Here is a 23,143-nt window from a genome sequence, read left to right as displayed (position 1 = left end):
TGCTGTATCTCACTAAAGACGATAAATTTGTTATGTTAAAGTAGGTGAGGTTATGTCGGGCATTCCCGATTATAAAAGTTTCTTACTACCGTTTTTGCACATACTGAGTGATGGACAACCGCATACGCTTGATTCGCTAAATGAAAGCTTGGCTATTGCATTTAACCTCTCTCAAAAAGAAAAGGATGAACTTGTAAAATGCGGGAGGCAGTACAGATATAAAAATCGGATCATTACTGCAAGAACGTTTTAAAAAAGTCAGGATATATCGAATTAGTAACTGATAACAATATTGTTATTACTGAAAGTGGAAAAGAATTTCTTGGTAATTTATTCACCTTTAAATAAGTTTAATGCATATAGATCAGCTACAACTAATAAACAATTCGGCATAAATGCCAAATAATATGAATTACAATTGAACATTCTGACCATATTAACTCTGCTGTAAAACATTAAGGAGGGATATTCAATGACTGACCAACAATCGAACCAACAAGAACAAAGTAAAAGAACGCAAGCTCAAAATTCTCTGAATCATGCACTGCACACGCTGAATGAAGCAACACATAGTAATGTCAATCGAGAGCAAGACGTTCAGGAAGCAAAAGAAGAGCTTTACAAAGCCCAACAAGATCATTTGGAGGCAAAAGTTTCAGATAGTAAAGACACGATTTCCTAAGCACTATAAGCACCTCCAAGAGAGAGTGCAGCAAAAGTCCACCAAAAAAGTATCTGAAGCTCGAAGTGAAACTTCCACGGTAAGAACAAATAAACCACAATTCGGCTAATCGTCGTTTTGTGGTTTTCTTTTGACGCTGCTTGTACCGGGCAACCGGTACAAGCAGTTTACGAATCACTGAGAATGGCGTGATATTTCACGAATCAGGTACCTTGCAACGTTTATTTTTTCGGGGAAAACCGTGTCTTTTCGCACCCCACGCTATAATCAACGCAATAAGAAGCAGAATTACCAGCACGCCCGGGAATGACTGAACTCCAACAAACTCCAGTAAGGTACCGTCTATAATACCTCCTCCGCGATAACCTTTAATTCCATTTAAGCTTTTCCACAATCACAACTTAAACGGAGGCACGCTTTCTCTCAAATTTCTGAATAAAACGAAGAGTAGCACATCATAATGAATAGAGTGTATAGAAAGAAAGCGAGGAAGTTAAAAACCATGAGTGAGCAAAAAAACAGAAGCCGACATTTGATTGATCCAGAAATTATCAGTGCTGTAGATTTATTTCCAACAACTGATCTTTCTGAATCATTGTTAATGGAGTCACGTCAAAACCAATCGAAAATGTTGCCGAAAATAGATGTTACGCAGTTGTTCCCAGTTACTTTTGAAGAGAATATAGTACCAAGTTATTTTGGAGGTCCAGATATACGTATAGAGATTATTTAACCAATCCAGCCAAAGTACAAGAAGATGCCTTTATTTTATTCTATTCACGGCGGCGGAATGGTTATGGGAAGTCCAGTTGGTGATCGTACAGCTAACGCGTCACTTGCTTCCCAGCACGGTTTCTGCTGTGTATCTGTCTATTATCGATTGGCCCCAGAGCATGCTCAGCCAAGTCAGTTACAGGATTGTTATTCCGGCCTAAAATGGTGTATTGAACATGCCGAGGAATTAGCGATAGATACTCAGAAAGTGGCCATAGCTGGCAGCAGCGCTGGTGCAGGATTAGCAGCAGGTTTAGCCCTATACATTCGTGATCAGCAGGAATTTGATATCCATCATCTAAGGCTACGTAATCCAATGCTTGATGACCGTACAAGTATTGTGCCAGAACATCCATATGCTGGTGAGTTTGTTTGGACAAAACGAAGTAATTATTTTGGTTGGAAATCTGTTTTAGGACATGAACCCGGTCATGAAGAGGTTAGTGAGTATTACGTACCTGCGCGTACAAAATCACTGGCCGGTTTACCACCCACTTATATAAGTATAGGTAGCATTGATTTATTCATCGATGAAGTCTTATTATTTACAAAACAACTAGTTTTTGATGGTGTCTTAGTGGAATTACATGTATATCCTGGGTACCATCATTTGTCTCCGATGTTTCCTGATGCCCATTTTTCAATAGAAGGCAACAAATCGAGTGAATGGGCTTTGCTGAAGGCGCTGAATTTACTTTAAAGAGGAATAAATAAAAAAGGATAATATTGTAATTGTACTTATAGCTTGCAAAGAGAGGAGAGAAGCTCTCTTAATAAATTCATGTTTTAGAAGCCGCATAACTGCGGCTATTTTCATTATAACAATATTAGTACTTGTTAAAGTCATGTGGCAAGAGCTTATATCTTTTGCCCATAGGGGGATCACTATGACAACAGCAGAAGTAGTGCGAAATTTTTTTGAGAAGGTTCGTTCCGGCAAAGAGCCCGAAGCTGCACACAGTTTGATGGCGGAGCGCGTACTTGCACACCAGATAACTGCGGAAAATGAGGTGACCGTAGAGCGGTCTCCCGCCAACTATGCGGATCATGTCCGTGAAATGATTGAAGCCTACGGCACTTTTAGTCTAAATATTGAAGAGTTTCTAATTCAAGATGATAGAGTCTATGTACGTTGGAAACAAATTGGAGTCCATGTCGGAGAGGTTGATGGTTTCTCACCAACCGGTAAACCGATTGTAGAGATCGCGAGCGCCGTCTACCGAGTTGAAAATGGCAAAATCGCAGAGTATTGGATTCAGATAGACCGCGAAGGAATCCGTGTTCAATTGGAACGTAATGCAGAGGACTTTTTATCTCCTTGAAAGGGAAACTTTCCTAACAGTTGTTACGTCATATTAATGAACTTATTATTGCCAAAAGGAGGCTTCTCCGCATGAAAATCGGTTACCGAAGCTTGTACGTGACCGCTGGAGTTTTTGTCTGTCTGCTGATCAGCTTCTCTGCCTGTTTGACTGCCTCAGCCGTCGCCCCGTCATCCGCTTTTTATCACAAGTTCGAGCCACCAACACTCCCACCCGTCATCACCTTATTCGAAAATACGCCGTTGTATTCGGATCAGGATGAATCCGTCGATCCTTGGGCTACGCTTACTCCTCAAGATGTGGAAACGGTGGAGGCGGAAAAGGACTGGTATATACCACCTCAGAGCGGCGATCCAGGCAAGAGGTGGATTATGATCAAAACGACGTGGCTCGGAAAGATGTGGATATACTTGGACTACGATCGAATTGGTACGGTGAAACCGGCCGATACGAACATCGCTCTGATATGGCCCGCCGCTTTGTACTCAGAACCTCTGAAGGATGCGTTAACGGACGTCGTTCTCTCTCAACAGACCGTTCACTGCAACGCGATATTTTTTACCCCTAACGGCAGCAGCGCTTACCGGATCGAAACATCCTGGCTCGGAGATCAGTGGCTGGTTAATCCTAACTACATCCTTCTCGACATGGAAATATTGAACCGCGAAATGACCCTGCCGACGGAAACACTACGGATGGAAGACTGGGATGCAGCACATCGAATGCAGAGCCCATCTGAAGCTCATTTCATTCCATCGCAAACCGTATTCGCTCTGGAAAAAACCGTAAACGGCGAATATTATGTCCGTGCCGGAGATGGGAGCACCTTTTGGATCAACCCAGCTTACGCCCAGCCGGTTGGGGCCAAGGAGATTAACGAAACGATTGAGTTAAACAAAAATACGCTGGTACATCTGGTTCCAACCGCATCCCATCCAATTTTCGGATCTCTCACCCCGCAAAAGGTGAAGGCTTTCCAGCAGTGGGACGCTCCCGATGGAAATCGTTGGTTCCGGATTCACAGCTGGAATGGCGATCTATGGATTTTGCCGGATAATTGAAACAGGTAAGAAGCAATAATTGCAGGGGGAGCTTACTATCTTTACTTTAGGGGAGTACCAAAGCTGCTCTACCGTCTCTACCATAATAACGGGCAGAATCGCTTATGCCTGCAGCTTCATTAAGCGATTGGGCAGATTAGCTGAGTAAGAATGGCCTTTATGAGATACAATTAATATACACACGACTTAGTTTTTAATAAAATGTGGAGTCCTGTTGTTAGGAAATAAAGAGATAAAAGGAGTGATGGAATGTCCTATATCGTTGATTTTAATAATGTGTCTACGATTGGTTTAGAGTCTTCACCTGTAGTAGAAGCGCTTGCTGGTTTACGTGCTAATGAAGCCCGTTACTTTATGAACAAATACAAGCATGAATTTACGGTTGTACAAGCTAGCGAAAGCCACGAGACCCTTGATTATGTGAACCGAATTTTGAAAGAAGAACGTGATATTGAGTTTGCGGCCAAACCCTTAGAAACGTCGCGTTTTCAAGTGGAAAATATCAAAATTGCCTACGTCTTTTATGAGGATGGTCTTTCGGTCAACGTTATGTATACGGTTGATGACCCTAAGAAACGGGCCGTTGGTTTTAAGCTTTCTGAGGGGATGGAGATACCAAAGGAGTTAGAAGGGAAGTTTAAGTTTGCTAGGCAGAAGTCTAAACTGGCTGGAACCATTCGGGGCTCGTTTTTTGTAATTAAAGGAGAGTATTGAAGTAAGATAATAAGCGAACAAAGTTTTTTAACCATTCAGAATATGTAAAATGGTAACTGATAGGTTACGCTAACGATAAATGTAATATGATTGAAATCTTATATTCATGTGGCTTTAATGAGTCAAGCTTATAATAAAAATCGACCCTTTTTTTAATATAAATCTTAGACTTACAGCTCTTCGCTGTGGGTCTCTTTTTTCTATTCAACTAAAGGGCAGGATAATTGAGTAGGCATATGGAATATAATGGTGATACAGAGCTTGGGAAGTCAAAAAAGAAGGTAACTTATTAATAGGTTGCGTTAGTTTGCGAGTAGCCAAATTAGATAATCAAGCAGAGTCGGCTTACTGGATGGAAGAAGCAGACTACTTCGCTGAAAGGAGCTATTGCGGCGTGATTGTGATCCCTGACACTTTTATTGAAAGAATGTACGAACTCCACGGCAAGCAAGGCGTAGCATGGTCGGAGGCACTGCCTGGGTTGATTACCGACTGTGCAAACCGCTTCGATTTTAGCCCGGAAGCTCCATTTTCCAATTTATCTTATAATTTCGTGCTACGCGTAAAGCGTAGCAACAGGAAACTAGCCGTTCTTAAATCATCTTTCATGAAGGACGAGCTTTCTAGGGAAGTTAGTGTGCTTCGTGCCTACGAGGGCCGGGGGGCGATTCATGTGCTAGATGCAGACGAGGAGTGGGGCGTGGCCCTACTGGAGGGTGCCGACCCTGGCACACCGTTGTCGACAATTGAGGATGATGCACGTGCGACGGATATCTTTTGCGAAGTATTTCGACGCCTTCACCTTCCTGGAACAACCGGTAGTTTGTACCCGTCCATGAGGCAGCACTTCGCGGCAATCGAGAGATACCGCGAGCGATTCGACGATGTGAACATTGCCGCACCACTGCCTGAGAGCTGGGTGGAAAATGCCGAAGAATGTCTGACGTATCTTATTACGACCACGAGTGAGAATCACCTACTGCATGGTGATCTGCATCATGAAAACATCCTTCTCCAAGGCGAAGAGCAATGGGTTGTCATTGACCCCAAAGGCATCATCGGAGACATCCATTTTGATACTATCCAGTATCTACTTAACTACGAGGATCGTGGCGGTGAATGCGAGCAGGTGCTGCGGGGCCGGATTGCGATTATGGCCGATCGCCTCGGCCTGGACCCTCGCCGAATCGCGATGTGGGGCGTGGCGCGTGGTGTGCTTGAGGCGTGCTGGACGATTGAAGACGGAGGAACGGATTGGCACAGAGGTATCCAAATGACGGAGCGTTTCGCCAAATGTCTGGATTGAGGTACCAGCTAGAAATGAATGACCCTAGAATAAGCAATTATTGGGCGATGATTGGCGTCCTTAATATAGAAATGTAACAGGAAAAATATCCAAACGTTGACATGGAATTTGATATTCAGTTTGTCAAAAAAGCTATAGAATAATAACAAGGAGCAGATCGCCGTGGCCGGCAGCTGCTCCCTTTTTCTTTTAAAGTAACTGGCAGGATAACGCAAAATATAGGTTTAGCAGAGAGGTTACATAGGACCCCACGAAGAATATTAAGTACTACACTATTAATTTAGGAGTTGGTCAAGTGGAGACAATGTTATCAGAAGAAATGATCCGAGATGACCTAATAAAAACATTTCAGCGCCTCTTCGATTTGAATGTACTTGAATATACTCCAATAAAACGAGGTTTGTTAAACTTAAAATGGAAAGTTACAACTGATTCAGGTCAATTTTTACTTAAACAATACAACAAAAAAAGATATAAATTGTATAATCCAGAGGAGCTATTGCTTGCATTCTCTCAACAGGTTAGATTATTTGACCAAGGTCTTGCATGTCCCAATTTGTTATCACACAATGAAAGTATTTTGTTTGCATCTGATAACGGAGAACGCTTCACGGTGATGGAATATTGTCAGGGCAAACTAAATCCACCAGGTAAAACTAATATACATCAAATATACGATTTAGGTCGAGCAACAGGAAAAATGCATCGATTGTTAAACGATGGGACACTTAGTATTAATAAGAGTCCGCAATTTGTTCCTCCAAGGCGCGAGGAGCGTTTAGCCCATTGGAACTCAGTTTGGGAACAGACAAAGGATGCTGGCAAAACTCGGTTGCTTGCTGATATAGAAACTCAACGTAGAGCAACTGAAGATTTTAATATAGAAATACTCGAATTACTTCAATTAGGGTGGGCTCATCGTGACCTGTGGGTCGATAATCTTTTATTTAATGATAATCGATTAACTGCAATTCTTGATTTTGATCGGCTAAAATATGACTATCCGCAGCTTGATGTTGCTCGAGCTGTTATATCATGTGCGTTAGATGATAATTTAGATGTCTCCCTTGCTTCAGCATTTATGGATGGGTACAGCGAAGAACGCACCGTGGTAAAGGGTTACTTAACAAATTCATTAAAGTTGTTGTGGTATATGGAAAGCACATGGTGGATAAATGCTAGCATGGATCAACATAGTGTTCCTCCCGCTCGCTTCGCAAAGGAAATGATTTGGCTTGCTGAAAATCAAAAGAATCTATCCGCTTTGTTAGGAAATATTTAGATATTGCTGAACAATAATGTAAATTACAAAAATAATTCAAATATTGTAGAAATCCGCATCCTTGAAACGACATTATTTCGTGAGAAAAAATCACGAACCCAAAATATGAGAGGAGTCAATATCATGCATTTCACACTTATGTTTTTCGAAACTCCGGAGGATTTCGCCGCTCGCAAGGATCCAGAAAGACAGCAGGAATACCTGGCAGGTTGGTCACATTATGTGCATGCCTTGCGTGATTCTGGAGTTGTTGTCAGCGGATTTGGCCTTCATGCTCCTGAGACGGCTGCGACCATACAACGAAGTGACGGAAAAATGTTTGTACAGGATGGGCCTTTTACTGAGACAAAAGAGCAACTCGGCGGTTTATTCGTTATTGACGTACCGGATCTGGACACCGCGCTGGAGTGGGCGGCCCGAGCCCCTGTAAACGCAATTGAGGTGAGACAAAATCTCCCGAGCATGAAGTAGGATATCGATGAATACTCATCATGTTGTAGAAAATACCGTGCGCGATTCTTACGGCCGGATAATTTCATATCTAGCAGTAAACTGGCGTGACCTAGAAGCGGTTGAGGATGCGCTTGTGGATGCCCTTGTCTCTGCTTTGGAATCATGGCCGCAGACTGGCATTCCAGACAAGCCGGAGGCATGGCTACTAAAGGTAGCTCGACGGCGGCTTATGGATCGCGCCCGCCGTGACCGTGTTACCGAAAGAGCTTTGCCGGTTCTACTCACCATGTCGGAGGAAGCCCAGAGAATGGATTCCACTGAAGCTTCATTTCCCGATGAGCGGTTAAAGATGCTGTTTCTTTGCTCGCATCCAGAGATTGATCCGTCGATTCACACTCCGCTAATGTTGCAAACCGTACTTGGCATTGATGCATCTCGCATCGCGACTGCATTTGTTGTAAAGCCCTCTACCATGGGGCAGCGGCTTACTCGTGCTAAAGCCAAAATGCGAACTGACCGTTTGACGTTCACCATGCCCGATGTCGAAGAATTGCCTAAGCGCTTGGAAGCCGTTCTGGAGGCTATTTATGCGGCTTATGGCAGTGGTTGGGATGATCTGGCGGGAGTTGATCCGCGTCGTAGGGGTTTAGTCGATGAGGCGATTTACCTAGGAAGACTCCTCTCTAAATATATGCCTGACGAACCCGAAGTTCAGGGACTTCTTTCATTAATGCTGCATTGTGTGGCACGACGGGAAGCTCGCCGCGATGCCACGGGGAGCTATGTGCCTCTCTCTGAGCAGGATTCGTCACGCTGGTCAACCCCCCTGATGATGGAGGCAGAACGTTGTCTTCATACAGCTGCGCGATCGAGCCGAATAGGACGATTCCAGCTCTTGGCGGCCATTCAATCGGTTCATTCCCAACGAGCACGGACTGGACGTATTGAATGGGAAGAAATCGCATTGTTATATGAGGGACTCACCCGCTTGAGTCCCACTCTCGGGGGGGTGGTCGGACGAGCAGCCGCTGTTGCAGAGGCCTATGGGACTGAAAAAGGGTTAGCCCTGCTTGAAGCTATTCCTCAGGCTAAAATCGTGAACTACCAGCCTTATTGGGCGCTTGCTGCCCATTTGTACAAGAAAATGGAAAAAATCGAAGAAGCTCGAACGGCTTATAACCGCGCTATTGGACTTTGTGAAGATTTTTCCGTAAAACAATTCTTACATAAACGAGCGAAGGAGAGGTGAGAAGTCCAATGAAAACAAATGAAATCCAAGGCGGATTCGAAATCGAAAATGTGAAGGCGCTCAACGTCCAGTCCCGCTTCCCGTTCCTAACGAAGTCCTCTTCAAGATGCTGAAGGTTTCGCTTAACTCTCGCGAACAGGGCGTGATCGACGGATCGTATGACCCAAACATGAAGCTACCACTTATATCCCTGTATCTGACGGCACCCGGGTATGGGCACGTATGGCGGAGCATATCGTGGAGCAATACTCAGCTTATCCTGTGTTGATCGCAATGTTCGCCGAGAAAACCAACTCGGATGAATATCACCAGTATACTCAATCTATGTTAGGTATAGTAAGGTAACGAATGACAGGCTTCCGGAATGTTCCGGAAGCCTGTCATTTTGTACGTTTCAAGTTTTCGCGTTGGTTCCATTTCGTTTATTGCGGATATGATAGTTTCTAGATTTGATTTATAAATACCCCAATATTTTAGACGCAAGAGCAATGAACTGGGAGCGTTCATACTCACTAAGAGTTCCAGTTACTGTTTTAATTTGACGTTCGATCTCACTACTAGCCACTTGGATGATTTTTTGACCTTCAGGCGTCACTCTTACATTAATTACACGCCGATCGTAGAGAGAGTTCGTACGTTCGACAAGTCCTCGGCGTTCCGCTCGATTGATCAGACCGGTAATGCTGGATTTGTCGAGGTTGAGGTACTCTGCTAATTGTAACATACTTAGTTCTCGATCCCGTAGAATTCCGAATAACCGAATTTGTATGATAGAGACATCGTGTTCGGCACCTACACGGTTAAGTATTGCATGAACAAGGAAGGATAATTGTACCAAACTATCCATAATCGATAAGTTGCTTTGAAGATTAGAGTAGTTGTCGTTCACCAGTATTCACTCCAGATTAGCTTTTCTAAACAAATGCTGTTTTAGTTTGGCTTGTAAGCTTTATACAATTTATCTATATTGTATCACAAAAGCTATTGACATTGTATGTGTCGCGAACTAATATTGTTTGTGACACATACTTTGTGACACATACTAAATGATATGCGAGATCAAAAGGAGGTTTTTTATATGTATGCAGCAGTTGTGCGTTCTTTTGATTCAATACCAAAATACGAAAAGTTCGAAATACCCAATCCTACAGGAAAGTATGAGGTTCTTCTCGACGTTATTGCTGCGGGTTTACATCCTCGAGTGCGGTCACAGGCGAATGACTCTCATTACACAAGCGATGGGGAACTGCCTCTGATTCCTGGTATCGACGGAGTTGGACGATTGGAGGATGGTCGGCTGGTTTATTTCGTAGCACCTGACACTCCTTTTGGGACTTTCGCTGAAAAAACCGTTGTCGATCTTCGTCGTAGTATTCCTCTTCCAGAAGGTGCTGATGCTGTTCAAATCGCTGCAGCAATGAATCCGGCGATGTCGTCTTGGGTTGCTCTTCGTCGGCGAGTTGATTTTCAGCAGGGACAAAAGATTTTAGTTCTTGGTGCAACCGGTAATTCTGGACAAATGGCTATTCAGATTGCTAAGTTTCTTGGCGCAAGTCAAGTAATCGGAGCCGGACGCGACCAGGATCGTTTAAATTCACTTCCTGCGCTTGGTGCCGACGTGATCGTTTCACTTGTTGGTGAACCGGAAGAGGTTGCGGAACGACTGGCTGAAGCATCATCTGAAGTCGATATCGTTATTGACTACTTATGGGGAAAGCCAGCAGAGTCTGTGATGGTTCCGTTACTGATGAAAAGATCGGATCGAAGCAAAAAGTTATCTTGGGTTCAGATTGGTTCAATTGCAGGTCCAACCGCTGCCGTACCATCTGTTGCTCTTCGATCTGCGAATTTTCAAGTACTGGGTAGCGGACAAGGGTCGGTTACCGCCACTGGATATATTGCCAAATTTCCTGTATTAATAGATACTATTGCGTCTGGCAAGCTGAATGTGAACGCAGTAACTTTCTCTCTTTCCGAAGTTGAGGACGTTTGGAATACCTCATTTGCCCCTGGGCAGCGGGCTGTATTCGTCACGAAATGAGGAGAAATGAACAAGAGTTTACGAGTCTGGATTCCATCCATTATTGCAGTAGTCATGGCAGTACTATTCCTAGGTTATTTTTGTTACTACATATCCTGGTACGGAAACGATGATAGTGATCTAAGACGGCTGGCAATGGAGCAGCTAGCAAAAGGCGAAATCGCTCTTCGTATAAGAATAGGTATTTTATTTAACGACATGGGAACGATAGCGGTTTATCTAGGAGCAGTTTGTATTTCCTTGTTATGGTTAAAGAGAAAATTAAGGTCTCCTTCCAAAATCGTCCGCCGAATTGGAAAGTTGTTTCTTACTCTTCACAACTATTCGGGCTGGGCAGCCTTAATCTTCGTTTGCGCGCATGGTATTTACTTTATGCTCGTAGAGATTCATGACCAGCATATCTACTCCGGTATTGCCAGTTTTATAATCATGCTAACCATCGCCGGTTACGGATATTCAATTAGAAAAATTCGAAATAAATGGATGAGAGTTATCCATCGTTGTTTGTCTATTGTTTGGATTCCTGTACTTTGGATACATGCCGGTTGGGATTTAATTTTTGCAGCTATTTTGTCCCTTGTGGTTTTGGTTCTGGTTATTATGGTTGAAAAAGCTATGGAACGCTCGCATAGCAAAGGTGCTTGGATACCGATAAGTAATTTAAATAACTATAGACGACTTGAGATGAGGGGCTTTTCCGGACAAAGGAAAAGCCCCTTCCTACATGTTGTCAGGGGCTACGCTTGAAAAATGTTTCTCGGTCTCCTCAACGAGACATGTCGCCCGAGAAGGCAAGTCAAAGGGAGAAAGAGCTAAGAAAATGAAAATAAGTCAAATAGCTAAACAGACCGGTGCTAGTATTCGATCTTGAAGACATATGAAAAAAAAGGACTAATAACCGTTTCTCGTCTTGATAATAATTATCGCGAATTTGATGATTCCATAAAGTGCTGACGATACCAGAGAAAGTTCGTACGATTAGTGCAGCAATCGGAAAGGATATCCGTTTCGTCGAACTCACCGAAGATCAAGCGCGCGAACGCATGCGGCATAAGGGAGCCCAAGAGGACGTTATTGATTTTGTAATAGGTTGGCATGCCAACCCTCTTAAATCTGCGTATACAGTGGTTCCTACCGTCGAGCAGGTCACTGGCCGCCCAGCACGCACCTTTGCCCAATGGGTGTCTGAACACGTGCAATATTTTATAAACCCATAAATCAAAGTGTTACAAAGTAGCAACTAAAGATTAAACGAAGAACTATAGCATAAAAAACTACTAAAACGCGGCTGCCGGCATGGATCGGCAGCCGCGTTGTTCTAACTGGCAGGATAGTGGAAATAACTACAGAAATTATAAGGATGAAATTATTCCTGAGGGGTGTTTGGGTTGAACGAAAATGAAAAATGGCATCGACATTTAGGTGCGTACGGGATTTGCATTTACGAAGAGAAGCTATTAGTCATCCAGAAGGGGAGTGGTCCGTACATTGGGCGGTACGATCTTCCTGGAGGCACAGTTGAAGCCAATGAGTCATTAACAGAAGCTCTAAAGAGGGAGTTCATTGAAGAAGCGGGAATCAACGTTGGCATTAAAAGGAATGTCGGTGTTTGTGATTATTTAATTCCTTATGAATTACCTAAAAGAGGCACGTCGCATATCCATCATGTAGCTGTATTATATTTGGTTCACTATATTGATGGAATGTTGACAATGAATCCAGATCAATTTGAAGGGCAAGATTCTTTAGGTGCATTATGGGTATCAATTAATGATATCGGAGCTACTAATTCCTCACCCCTTGTTATTCAAGTAATAGAATGGTTAAAAACGGAGCGGTTATCGCTTGAAGTCCAACGATTGGATGATTGGGTCGTATTGGAGAAATAAACACTTTCTAACGGGAAATAGGTTCGCATTGTGCCTCTCGGGAAGCATTTGAGGAGGCATGTGTTAGCTTAATAAGGTAGGTAGTTACAAAAAAAGGAAAGTTATATTTCTAACGAATATTTAAATATCTGCAAATTTCATGTAAAAGCAGTTAATTATCATAACAGAGATAAATGAAAGGGAGATGCTAAATGAAAACGATAGCCATAGTTGGAGCAGGACCAGGAATAGGAATGTCCATTGCGAAGAAGTTTGGAAAAAATGGATTTCGTGTAGCGCTTATAGCCCGTAATGAAGATAAGTTGAGCCAACTGGTTATTGAACTGGAACAATTAGGCATTGAAGCGGCGGCGTTTCAAGCGGATATATTAAATAAAGCCCAAATAGTTTTAACTTTCGCAGCCATCAAAGAGAAATACGGATTTATTGATGTACTTGAATACAGTCCAACGCCGGGTATCGATACATTAGCAAACCCATTGGACATAACAGAAGAAAATGCGTTATTCCAATTTCAGTTCAACGTTTTAGGCGCGATATCCAGTGTTCGGGAAGTGCTTCCGGATATGCTGGATAAACGAAGCGGAGCTCTGTTATTTACGACAGGCAGATCGGCAATTCATCCGGTGCCGATGATGGGTAATATCGGAATTGCAATGTCCGGTCTTCGTAATTACATCTTAAATTTGAACAGCGAATTAAAGGACAAAGGGATTTATGCAGGGCACCTTTCGATCGGAATCTGGATGCAGCCAAACTCGGGAGTTCAAGACAAAATCGCCGACATCTGGTACGACATGTATACTAAAAGAGATCGAGTAGAAGAATTAATAACGGAAGATAATGTATAAATTGGAGGGGAAGAGGACCAGGCATATGACCATTTTTGTGGCAAGCAGTGAAATCGGTCCCCTTCTAACATAAAGACAATGGAGATTTCGTAACAACTATCCATTCACTTGAACCGCATGTATGTTGGCGGTTTTTAATATATACGCGTTTGCAACTAACAGTACATTGGCTTCGTCAAATGGATAGAAGAATTTACATTTGACGGGGAGATGATGAATTGAAGAAACATTTTATTGCAGGTGTGTTGTGTGGTGCCTTCTTAATGGCAACAACTTCTGTATTGGCTTCGAGTGTAATTGAAGCAACAATCTTTCCAAGTAAAGTTACTTTTTTTCTAGCTAACGGACTTTCCAAAGAAGTACAACTGCAGGAAGGTGAAGAGGTGCTTAACTATAATAATAAGGCATATGTACCTCTTCGTTTATTCGCTGAGAGCAGTGGTGCTCTTGTAAAATACACACAAGCCTCTCCTGAGACGGATAACAAACATAAGTTAGATGTTCACTATGTTGCTGCTGAGGCTCTTTCAGAGCAAACTTCAAATGCAGCTGGTAATAAGCCACTTGAGGACTCAAGGGAACTGCAGCTACAAGATATGCTTGTTTTAATTCTACTTCCGCATATGAAAGAGAAACTTGCTGAGGTATACTCAGATGTAATTACAATACCACCAGTTGTTTATCCAGACTCTGTAAATGTGAAGAGCATTGAAAGGGTAGCTGCTTTCCGTGGTTTTGATTTTTTAGTCACAATAGATGCTCAACCAATAGTCGGCCCTCATATACCTGTCGGCGAGGATGTACTTACATATCGGATCTCGCCGGCTGGAGTTGAGCTTAAAAATTTTGAACATCTTAGAGGTCCCGATAAAGATGACTTCCTCCCCAATTACCAAAATCTTTTGAAGTAACTGGAAACGATAGTGCAATGGGCAAACTAATGTAATCGGATAGTTAAAAATTTGATGACAGACAGGAGTTAGATACGATGATAAAAGGTTTCGGAGGAATATTTTGGAGAACTAAGAATCTTGAAGTTATAAAAAACTGGTACAGTGAAGTGTTGAAGATTGAAATAGAAAATTGGAATGGGACTGTGATAAAACCCCAATTAGGAAATGAGACTATCTTTTCTTTCTTTACCGAGAATGACAGTTATTTTCCAACAGAACAACAAGTGATGTTAAATTTCCAAGTACATAATCTAAACGAGACTATTAAGCATCTTGAACATATTGGTGTACCTCTTGCAAAGAAAAAAGAGATTAGTGAATTTGGGAAGTTTATTTGGATTGAAGATCCTGATGGTCGACTGATTGAGCTTTGGGAGAAATAACGAGTGGTAATTCATTTGCTATTGAGCAAACTAGAAACGATAATTCAACGCATCTTTGGGGCAGTTTGCCAGCGCAAACTGCTCCATTTTTCGTTATGCTATTGGGCAGGCATGTAATCAAAAATAGAAGGTGATTAACAAGTGAACATTGAAGGCGATTGGCTCGGACAGGCGGCGTTTAAGATGAAACGCTGGCCTAAAGATACCATAGCGGCGGGTCGTCGTCATACCGTTGGGCTTAAATCGGACGGCACGATGGTTGCTGTGGGTGATAATGAATATGGCCAGTGCGATGTAGGTGGCTGGAGCGGCATCCAACTACCAGGCAATTAGTTCGGCCTTATAGTTCTTCCAAGCAGCAGGATGATGGTATGTCAATGCTATCCGAGCGGGAAAAAGAAGTCGTGGGACCACTGGAGAAGGGTTATACGAATCAAGAAATTGCGGTGGACCTGTATATTACAGAATTAACGGTCAAGAAGCATTTGACAACAGTATTTCGGATACCCGAATTCGACTATTTTGCTATGTTCGGATAATAGAATGCGCGAAAGCAAGATAGTGTTTTTATTTTTAATGGAAGAGACAAATAAAGACCTCTCACTTCCGTTTTTTTATTCAACTGAACAATGAAAATAATTATATACTGCCAACCGCATTAACGGAAAACGATAGTTCAAACACCAGGAAAAGGCTGCGGATCAACTCCAATTTTGACAGCCTTTCTGTATACATGATACTGTAACTTTGAAGTTTGACATTGTGAAAAGTAAGGGAGGTACATCTTACCTATGTATGAACAAAAAACAAAGGAGACCGACAGCAGTGTCATAGAGTTTATTGAGAATGTCAAAAATCTTAAGATGCGAGAGGACGCCTTCAAATTATTAGATATATTCTCCGAAACGACAGGTTACCCAGCGAAGATGTGGGGTCCGAGTATCATTGGCTTTGGTTCCTATCACTACAAATATGAATCTGGTCACGAAGGTGATGCACCGCTAGTTGGCTTTTCACCTAGAAAAGCCAAGATCAGTCTGTATTTTGCGACGGGTGATATGGAGCGAGATGTGTTATTGCAGGAGTTCGGAAAACATACGTCAGGGAAAGGTTGCGTCTACATCAACAAAGTTGCTGACATTGATGTTGATGTATTGAAGGCGTTGATTAATCAATCTGTAAAGTTTCTGAATAAAACTTACCCGAATTGATTGTCGGGAATGGGATAAAGTTCCTGTCAATTATGACAAGAGCTTATATCGTTTGCCACAATTGGGGAAAATGATCAGTTATTCATTCTTTGAGCTTAAGGGCAGGATAGCGCAGAAATGCACCACTCGGATGTCTTAATTGTCGGAGGACACAAATATTATCCTATAAGTTGGCCAGGAGAAGTTACCCATAGTGTTAAAGGATAATGTTCGTGTCGTCAGCTTACCACACAAACCATATTCGTTTTTATAAATTAATTAATGCTCTAACCGAAAATAAGGTACAAATTTTTTTTATTCGAAACCATATCATCCGTAACCTTTATGACCTCTCGTGACACTTCTATAACATAAAGAAGAAAGAGTGGGGAGAGCATGGTTCAATATGTGGAAGACGCGAAACAAGGGGATCGGCAGGCCTTTGAGCATATTGTTCGGCATTATTCAGCGATGGCGAATGCGGTTGCCTATGAAAAGCTGCATGATTTTCAATTAGCGGAAGATGCGGTTCAAGAGGCATTTACAGAAGCATTTCTGCATTTGTGCAAGCTGCGAACGGCAGAAGCATTCCCAGGTTGGTTCAAAACCATTGTTGTACGGCAATGTTATCGGATCATCCGCAAAAAGAAGCACCGTGCAGTTCCCTATACGGAAGACCGGCCATCGATAGAGGCTACGGCAAGTCCAGCGGACATTTCGGACATTATTGAGAAAAAAGAAATGCAGCAGATGGTTCACGACTCTATTGCAGGATTAACGTCCAAAATGCGAATTGCTGTGCAATTATTTTATTTTCAAGGGTATTCTCTCCAGGAAATCTCCAATCTTCTCGGCACTTCGATTCCGGTGTTGAAAAAGCGCCTTTTTGATGCTCGCCGTAAGCTGAAGGGATCGCTGCCTGTAGCTGATCTGATTTCGGTTTTCAACCATTTGTACGAAGGAGGAAAAGGAATGCTGCACATTGTAAACGGGGATTCAGTGGCGGAGAAGCTGCGGCAAGGAATCGTACACGGAGATGTTCTAGTGTGGAGGGAGGTATACCCTCATGGTCCTGTAAGTTTATATTCTGCTGATTGGAACGATCGCTCTGTCAGGGCTCAATATCTGGAGCAAACGATGGGAATTCCTCAAGCGGAATTTATCCAAGGCAGCGAGGCACAAGAGAAATCCTTGGCTGATTTTCATAAATATGAGGAGATTGTGTTATGGTTTGAGCATGATTTATTCGATCAGACGATGTTATGCTATTTGCTGCATTGGTTCTCGGGACAGTCTTTGTTAAAAACGAAGCTGAGCTTATTGTGCATAGGCGAATATCCGGGAATTGAGTTGTTTCGAGGGCTAGGGCAGCTATCATTGGAGCAAATGGAAACTTTGTCGGGAACATGGAAGACTATTGGGGCAAAGGAATTGGAGTTAGGCAAAGCATTTTGGCAGGCTTACACTTCTCCAGATCCAAGCTTGCTGCAACAATTGCTAAGTAGAGATACCTCCGCACTGCCATTCGCGAATGAAGCATTTCAATTGCATTTATCGCGGTTTCCTTCTACAGTCAATGGACTTGGCATCGTAGAGCAGACAACGCTGGAGATGATTCAAGCTGGAATAAGCAGTCCATTAGAATTGTTTCAGGATGTGGGAAATAAGCTGAACGCTTTAGGTATGGGGGATCTGGAATACTGGCATATTCTAATGAAAATATCACAAGCTCCTTATCCCTTGCTACAAATTCACGGATTAAGGGCTTTTCCTGCCTATAACGAATCCTCTATAGCACTTCATGACTGTGAAGCTGTTTTGACAGAGCTGGGTAAGAAAGTTTTGAATGGGGAAGAGGACTGGATCGCGAAGAAAGGAATAGACCAGTGGTATGGTGGTGTGCATCTGCAAGGGAATTTTCCAAGATGGCGTTGGGATATGTACGGACAAGCGCTATATGAAGTAAGCGGTGAGGATTAAGTTTGCTGCAGCACAAAGTAAGTCATTGAATAAGGTTTTCCGCAGGATTTTAAAAAGGATTATGGACAGAATTTTGTATGAAACTTGGGACTCAAAACCAAACATAGTGCTTGGAAAATAGAAAAATATCTGAAGATCCCGTAGGATGGTTGTGCGACCAATCCAACTTAGAGCCGTTAAATGGAATGGGGCAAAGTTTGTGTCGGACGATGTCAGATGACAAGAACATATATGCTTAAAAGTCGCGTAGTTGCGGCTTTTTTTGTTTTAACGATATATGTTTTTGTAAAAGTCATGATGTATCTTAATGTTAACTCTTGCAAATTTCCTACAAACGGATTAGGTATGTACATAATCTCTATTAAATCAATATAGTTCCTATCTATAGGAATGATAGAAACAACGATATTGATCACCTTTAGTGACAAGGTTAAAATAAGGAAACTCGTTGGAAGACGTAGTTTAGACTCCCAACGTATGTGTTGTTTTCCATCTTTGCGTTTTCCTAGTTTGTTAAAGAAGTTCATCAGAATATAGATACAGTTCGTCTAGTCGAACTAGTAGGGTGTGTTTTGATAGATTTCGTATAAAGCCTCTTCGATTATTGCTTCATCTGCGATTTGGGTCCGAAATAAAAGGAAAGTAGTGGATTTCTATGCAAACATCAGCTGCCATACAGAAACAAAGAAGCATCGGTTCAGTGCAATTCTTGCCGGTTAATTTATTCGCGTCAGTTATGGGAATTTCAGGTTTATCTTTGGCTTGGCGACAAGCGAGCAAGCTATTCGGTACTTCGCCTGTCATCGCTGATTTTATTGGAATCGTTGCGGTTCTTATGTTTATCGCGTTAAGCATTGGATATATTTCAAAATGGATTCTATACCCTCAGAAAGTGGTAAGCGAATTTACGCATCCTATCCTAGGGAACTTTTTTGCCACAATCGCGATTGCGCTTCTGTTGCTTTCTTCCGTGCTTGGTACCTACAGTCAAGTATTAGCCCAAGCTGTTTGGATCATAGGTACAGCGTCCGCTTTAGCGCTTAGTTTTGTCTTCGTCTCACGATTGTTAAAAGGAAATCAAGAACCAGAAAATGCGGTTCCTCCATTGATTATTCCTGGGGTGGCTACACTAGACGTGGGTGTTGCCGGCGGAACGATGCCGTTCCCTTGGGCGCATGAAATCAATCTGATGTGCCTAGCGATCGGCGGAATTGTTGCTTTAGTTTTCTTCATCATGGTCGTATCCAGATTGATCCATCATGCTCCAATGCCAGCCGGATTAACGCCTTCCATGATCATCATGATTGCACCGTTTGAGGTTGGTTTTCTTAGCTATACGAACTTCATGCAACAAATTGATCAATTCGCATCTATCTTATTTTACTTTGGCTTGTTTTTATTCATCGTCCTGTTCTTTAAAGTTTTCAAAAAATCTGTACCGTTCGGAGCTTCTTGGTGGGGGGTAAGCTTTCCGATGGCTGCGCTTAGCAATGCTGCTTTGAAGTATGCTATGTTCATGCAATCCTGGCTGTTAATCGCCATCGCCGCGGTCATTCTGGCATTGCTCAGCATCATTCTGATCGTTTTGTTTATTCGAACGCTGAACATTTTGTTCAATGGCAAGTTGCTTAGAGGATAGTTCATTTTCAAATAATCATACACAGATTAGTTAGTTTTAGAAGCCGCGTAACTGCGGTTTTTTTCATTTTAACGATATAGGTTCTTATCAAAAGTCAGTGACAAGAACATATATTATTTCCCACAATTGAGGAATCTTCTCAAAAATGATCCGGTATTCATTGAGCTGACGGGCAGGATAGTTCAAATCATTTCACGAATACCTCAATAGGCAATTGTGAAGTTCAAAAATAAGAGGAGGGCTTACATGATAGGTCAAACGTTTCAGTCGGAGAAAAAGAGCTATAAGGATGAGAAAACAGGCAGGCTGGTGTGGCAGTTGACGTCAAACGGCTCCAACAATTACCACCTTTACTTTACGGATAACTCCTTTACGCTTGGCGATCAAGAGATTTACTTTCTGTCGGACCGGTCCTCGGAAAGTCCGGAGGTTTACAATTTTTTTAAAATGGATATAGCCTCAGGGCTCATAACGCAAGTGACGGACGAAAAGCAAGGGATCAAAACACATACAAAATGCCCGGACAGCGAGCTGCTGGTCTATACAACCGGTAATACCTTGAAAAAGGTGAATACGAGAACGCTGCAATCGGAAGTGATTTACGAAGAAAGAGGAAACGTCCGATTAGGCTCCCCATTTATTAGTCCGTGCAAAAAATATACCGGCGTGATCCGCAACGAAAACGTCAACATTGAGCGGGGGGCAAACTATTCTGGGTTTAAGGAATCGATGTATTCTGTGAAAAAGGCGTGGATCACCCTCGTGAATATGGATGGCTCCGCTGCGGTCAACGTGTGGGAGGATACCCATTATCTCGGTCATTTTCAATTTTCCCCGGACGACAGCACGATCGCAATGTTTTGTCATGAGGGCCCTTGGAACTTGGTGCACCAGCGGATGTGGCTGCTTGATACCGTCTCACGATCGGTGACCCCATGCTTTCGTCAGGGGGAGGATGATTGTGTAGGCCACGAATTTTGGACCCGTGACGGCATGATTTTCTTTGATAATAGGAAAAAAGGCCACGACGGTACGATCACCTCCGATCGCACCCAAGCTACTGTACATGCAGAGCCGGAACAGAATCAGGTACCGTATGTCGGGTTGGCTAACAAGAAAGGCGAAGTCATACGCACAATAGAGCTGCCTTATTATTGTAACCATTACCACGCCAATAACGACAATTCCCTGCTTGTTGGCGACGACGTCGATGATCTGGTGCTAATCAGACTTGATGAAGAAAAGCCGGCACCGGTTCCGCTTTGCACGCACAAGACGTCCTGGTACAACAACCGCAGGCACGCCCACCCGACCTTCAGCTGGACAGGTAGGCAGATCTTGTTCGCTTCCGATCGGGAGAACAGGAACAATAATTTGTATTTAATCGATCTGGATTAAACCAAACTTCGGTGGGCAGACTTCCCTTTATAATATATAAAATTATGACCCACAGCCCGTTGCTGTGGGTCTCCTTGTGTTCGAACATCCACATCCTCATAAAATAGGGTATTTGATACTGATGTACTGGCAGGCGCAATGCCGAGACACCTGCTCTTTTGGTTGCTTGATGTGAAAAGAGAGAAGCACAAGCTAGCAGGTTGCATCAGTGGGGAAAGGAAAGTGGATATTCTGGAATAAAATTATTATCCCACCCAAGTCTAAATTAACAGGAAACGAGAGCTCAATAACAGCAGGCTGCCGGTTAGCCGACAGCCAGTTGAAGTAACTGGCAGTTATTTGCAATAGTTATTTGTGGTAAAATAAGGAATGTATCTTTGCTAACGGAGGTTTATGAAAAACCACGGAGGGCTTTATGAAAAAGATAATGCTTATAGGTTCTGGCGGTTCAGGAAAGTCATCATTAGCTCGTCAGTTAGGCAACATTCTAGGAATTAAAGTTTACCACCTAGACGCAATATTTTGGAAACCAGGGTGGGTAGGCACGCCCAAAGAAGAACAACGAAAGGTTCAAGAGGAACTTATAAGTCGTGAGAATTGGATTATCGATGGTAATTACGGAGGTACAATTGATATTAGATTGCAATCTGCGGATACGATAATTTTTATCGACCTTTCTAAATGGTTATGTCTGTACCGTGTGTTGAAGAGAAGAATTCAGTACCATAAGAAAAATAGGATAGACATGGCAGAAGGTTGTGAAGAAAGACTCGATCTCCAATTTTTGAAGTGGGTGTGGGAATATCCTGAAAAACAGAAGCCTAAGATATTAGAAAAACTTCATAGACTTTCACAAGAAAAGGAAATTATCATTCTGGGCTCCCCTAAGGCAGCTAGGCAGTTTATAGAGAAAATGAAATCATTAAAATTAACGCAGAACTAATAGTTCAATCACAACACGACGGTAGCCGGTATATGATGGGCTGCCGTCGTCCGTTGAAGTAAAGGGCAGTAATCTTGGAAAAGAGTTATTAAGGAGTTATTAGATAATTCCGATCAGAATGAAACCGGGTGATTATTTGATGAATCGAAACCGTCATGAAGCTGCCATTGGGTATCTGAAGGAAGCTATTGTTTCCGAAAGAAATTTACAATTTAGAGAAGCTATAAGTGATTTGGATTATCATTATATAAAAGAAAATGATGTTCATGTTTTAAAAAATATTTATTTTATAATAAAAGACAATGCTTTACGAAATAAAATACTCGGAAGTCTAATGTATAAAGAGATTGGACTAAAGCAATTTTTTTGGGATGCATATAAAAAAGAACGATATTTGGACATGAAATTGAAAGCAGTTCGTGGGTTAGCGAAAAGCCTAACTAATGATTAAACTAAGGCAGAACGTTGCTTGATACACGTCGATGTGCCTTTCAAGTCGTATCCATTTGGTGCTTTCCTGCAAGATATGCGCATTTGCATAGGTTCTCCGCCCATTGTTGAACAGGCTACCGATGATGCCAGCAGTCTGTTTGTCATGGTACTAAGGCGTGCAATCAAGGGAATAGGTATTCACACATATTTGCTAAGTGAGTATCTTATTCTTGAAGCCACGTTAGTTATTTGGGGGAATCGATGTGGGATACTTAAACGCGGAATTTCATTGAGAATATGAATAGTATATTTGGAAAACATAAGCTCATATATTGAATAATCTTATGATAAAGAAGCCTTGTGAAAAAAGAACAAGCTTGGGTGGAGGAAGTCTTCCACCCAAGCTTGTTTTTAGTTTAAATTTCACTAGATTGGATAATGGATCATTTGCTCCCTTCTTAGACTGTAAGCTATATATCTGGATAAAATGCAAAGAAATCGGACAATCCGATAATGACTCATAGATTCCTTTAACCGTATATTTAATATACCGCTTTATATTCAAATAATTAAGGAAGCATCATATTAAACGGGAGGGTCT

24 protein-coding genes and 1 pseudogene are annotated in these 23,143 nt (G+C 42.3%); 24 read left to right on the top strand and 1 reads right to left on the bottom strand.

What is annotated here, in order from left to right; all coding sequences use genetic code 11:
• Positions 1–52: 52 nt before the first annotated feature.
• The 10 genes and pseudogenes from NV381_RS38450 (at position 53) to NV381_RS13275 (ending at position 8,843) form a co-directional block, all read left to right on the top strand.
• Positions 53–253, top strand: coding sequence for a winged helix-turn-helix domain-containing protein (locus NV381_RS38450; protein WP_419182265.1), 201 nt, complete (start codon positions 53–55; stop codon positions 251–253).
• Between the two features lie 219 nt (positions 254–472).
• Positions 473–682 (top strand): hypothetical protein, encoded by a 210-nt coding sequence (locus NV381_RS13320; RefSeq protein ID WP_258213775.1) that lies wholly within the window; start codon positions 473–475, stop codon positions 680–682.
• A 502-nt stretch (positions 683–1,184) separates the two neighbouring features.
• Positions 1,185–2,156: pseudogene (locus NV381_RS13310) on the top strand (alpha/beta hydrolase fold domain-containing protein).
• Positions 2,157–2,343: 187 nt separating this feature from the next.
• A complete protein-coding gene (locus NV381_RS13305; protein ID WP_258213772.1) occupies positions 2,344–2,778 on the top strand; it encodes an ester cyclase in 435 nt (144 codons plus the stop codon).
• A gap of 71 nt (positions 2,779–2,849) precedes the next feature.
• On the top strand, positions 2,850–3,839 hold the full coding sequence (locus NV381_RS13300) for a hypothetical protein (protein WP_258213771.1): 990 nt from the start codon (positions 2,850–2,852) through the stop codon (positions 3,837–3,839).
• 249 nt (positions 3,840–4,088) lie between these two features.
• Positions 4,089–4,553 carry a phage tail protein gene (locus NV381_RS13295; protein ID WP_258213770.1) on the top strand — a complete coding sequence of 155 codons (465 nt, stop codon included), beginning with the start codon at positions 4,089–4,091 and terminating at the stop codon, positions 4,551–4,553.
• Positions 4,554–5,106: 553 nt separating this feature from the next.
• The gene (locus NV381_RS13290; RefSeq protein WP_258213769.1) at positions 5,107–5,859 is read left to right on the top strand and encodes an aminoglycoside phosphotransferase family protein; all 753 of its coding nucleotides are present in this window, start codon (positions 5,107–5,109) and stop codon (positions 5,857–5,859) included.
• Between the two features lie 295 nt (positions 5,860–6,154).
• Positions 6,155–7,141: a phosphotransferase gene (locus NV381_RS13285; protein WP_258213768.1), complete on the top strand. Its 987-nt coding sequence runs from the start codon at positions 6,155–6,157 to the stop codon at positions 7,139–7,141.
• Positions 7,142–7,264: 123 nt separating this feature from the next.
• Positions 7,265–7,612 carry a YciI family protein gene (locus NV381_RS13280; RefSeq protein WP_258213767.1) on the top strand — a complete coding sequence of 116 codons (348 nt, stop codon included), beginning with the start codon at positions 7,265–7,267 and terminating at the stop codon, positions 7,610–7,612.
• Between the two features lie 7 nt (positions 7,613–7,619).
• Positions 7,620–8,843, top strand: coding sequence for an RNA polymerase sigma factor (locus NV381_RS13275; protein WP_258213766.1), 1,224 nt, complete (start codon positions 7,620–7,622; stop codon positions 8,841–8,843).
• 454 nt (positions 8,844–9,297) lie between these two features.
• On the opposite strand, the gene NV381_RS13270 is transcribed toward NV381_RS13275, so the two are convergent.
• Positions 9,298–9,732: a MarR family winged helix-turn-helix transcriptional regulator gene (locus NV381_RS13270; RefSeq protein WP_258213765.1), complete on the bottom strand. Its 435-nt coding sequence runs from the start codon at positions 9,730–9,732 to the stop codon at positions 9,298–9,300.
• Positions 9,733–9,921: 189 nt separating this feature from the next.
• Between NV381_RS13270 and NV381_RS13265 the strand changes: the two genes are divergently transcribed.
• From NV381_RS13265 to NV381_RS13200, 14 genes are all read left to right on the top strand, one after another.
• The gene (locus tag NV381_RS13265; RefSeq protein ID WP_258213764.1) at positions 9,922–10,884 is read left to right on the top strand and encodes a quinone oxidoreductase family protein; all 963 of its coding nucleotides are present in this window, start codon (positions 9,922–9,924) and stop codon (positions 10,882–10,884) included.
• Positions 10,885–11,019: 135 nt separating this feature from the next.
• Positions 11,020–11,631, top strand: a complete 612-nt coding sequence (locus NV381_RS13260; RefSeq protein ID WP_258213763.1) for a hypothetical protein — start codon at positions 11,020–11,022, stop codon at positions 11,629–11,631.
• A 641-nt stretch (positions 11,632–12,272) separates the two neighbouring features.
• Positions 12,273–12,773: an NUDIX hydrolase gene (locus tag NV381_RS13255; protein WP_258213762.1), complete on the top strand. Its 501-nt coding sequence runs from the start codon at positions 12,273–12,275 to the stop codon at positions 12,771–12,773.
• 191 nt (positions 12,774–12,964) lie between these two features.
• On the top strand, positions 12,965–13,624 hold the full coding sequence (locus NV381_RS13250) for an SDR family NAD(P)-dependent oxidoreductase (RefSeq protein WP_258213761.1): 660 nt from the start codon (positions 12,965–12,967) through the stop codon (positions 13,622–13,624).
• A gap of 218 nt (positions 13,625–13,842) precedes the next feature.
• On the top strand, positions 13,843–14,535 hold the full coding sequence (locus NV381_RS13245; protein ID WP_258213760.1) for a DUF3888 domain-containing protein: 693 nt from the start codon (positions 13,843–13,845) through the stop codon (positions 14,533–14,535).
• Positions 14,536–14,612: 77 nt separating this feature from the next.
• Positions 14,613–14,960 carry a VOC family protein gene (locus tag NV381_RS13240; RefSeq protein WP_258213759.1) on the top strand — a complete coding sequence of 116 codons (348 nt, stop codon included), beginning with the start codon at positions 14,613–14,615 and terminating at the stop codon, positions 14,958–14,960.
• Between the two features lie 183 nt (positions 14,961–15,143).
• Entirely contained in the window at positions 15,144–15,293 is a 150-nt protein-coding gene (locus NV381_RS13235) for an RCC1-like domain-containing protein (protein ID WP_258213758.1), read from the top strand.
• A 38-nt stretch (positions 15,294–15,331) separates the two neighbouring features.
• The gene (locus tag NV381_RS13230) at positions 15,332–15,499 is read left to right on the top strand and encodes a helix-turn-helix domain-containing protein (RefSeq protein ID WP_258213757.1); all 168 of its coding nucleotides are present in this window, start codon (positions 15,332–15,334) and stop codon (positions 15,497–15,499) included.
• 252 nt (positions 15,500–15,751) lie between these two features.
• On the top strand, positions 15,752–16,171 hold the full coding sequence (locus tag NV381_RS13225; protein ID WP_258213756.1) for a DUF1801 domain-containing protein: 420 nt from the start codon (positions 15,752–15,754) through the stop codon (positions 16,169–16,171).
• 375 nt (positions 16,172–16,546) lie between these two features.
• Positions 16,547–18,130, top strand: coding sequence for a sigma-70 family RNA polymerase sigma factor (locus tag NV381_RS13220; RefSeq protein WP_258213755.1), 1,584 nt, complete (start codon positions 16,547–16,549; stop codon positions 18,128–18,130).
• A gap of 655 nt (positions 18,131–18,785) precedes the next feature.
• Positions 18,786–19,769 (top strand): SLAC1 anion channel family protein, encoded by a 984-nt coding sequence (locus NV381_RS13215; protein WP_258213754.1) that lies wholly within the window; start codon positions 18,786–18,788, stop codon positions 19,767–19,769.
• A 246-nt stretch (positions 19,770–20,015) separates the two neighbouring features.
• Positions 20,016–21,167, top strand: coding sequence for an oligogalacturonate lyase family protein (locus tag NV381_RS13210; RefSeq protein WP_258213753.1), 1,152 nt, complete (start codon positions 20,016–20,018; stop codon positions 21,165–21,167).
• Between the two features lie 415 nt (positions 21,168–21,582).
• The gene (locus NV381_RS13205) at positions 21,583–22,110 is read left to right on the top strand and encodes a DNA topology modulation protein (RefSeq protein WP_258213752.1); all 528 of its coding nucleotides are present in this window, start codon (positions 21,583–21,585) and stop codon (positions 22,108–22,110) included.
• A gap of 139 nt (positions 22,111–22,249) precedes the next feature.
• Positions 22,250–22,561 (top strand): hypothetical protein, encoded by a 312-nt coding sequence (locus NV381_RS13200; protein WP_258213751.1) that lies wholly within the window; start codon positions 22,250–22,252, stop codon positions 22,559–22,561.
• The last annotated feature ends 582 nt before the right edge of the window (positions 22,562–23,143 follow it).

This window comes from Paenibacillus radicis (ex Xue et al. 2023) (assembly GCF_024722015.1).
Taxonomy (GTDB): domain Bacteria; phylum Bacillota; class Bacilli; order Paenibacillales; family NBRC-103111; genus Paenibacillus_S.
The sequence above is the reverse complement of the archived record's forward strand: the minus strand, read 5'-3'. Positions and strand labels throughout refer to the sequence as shown.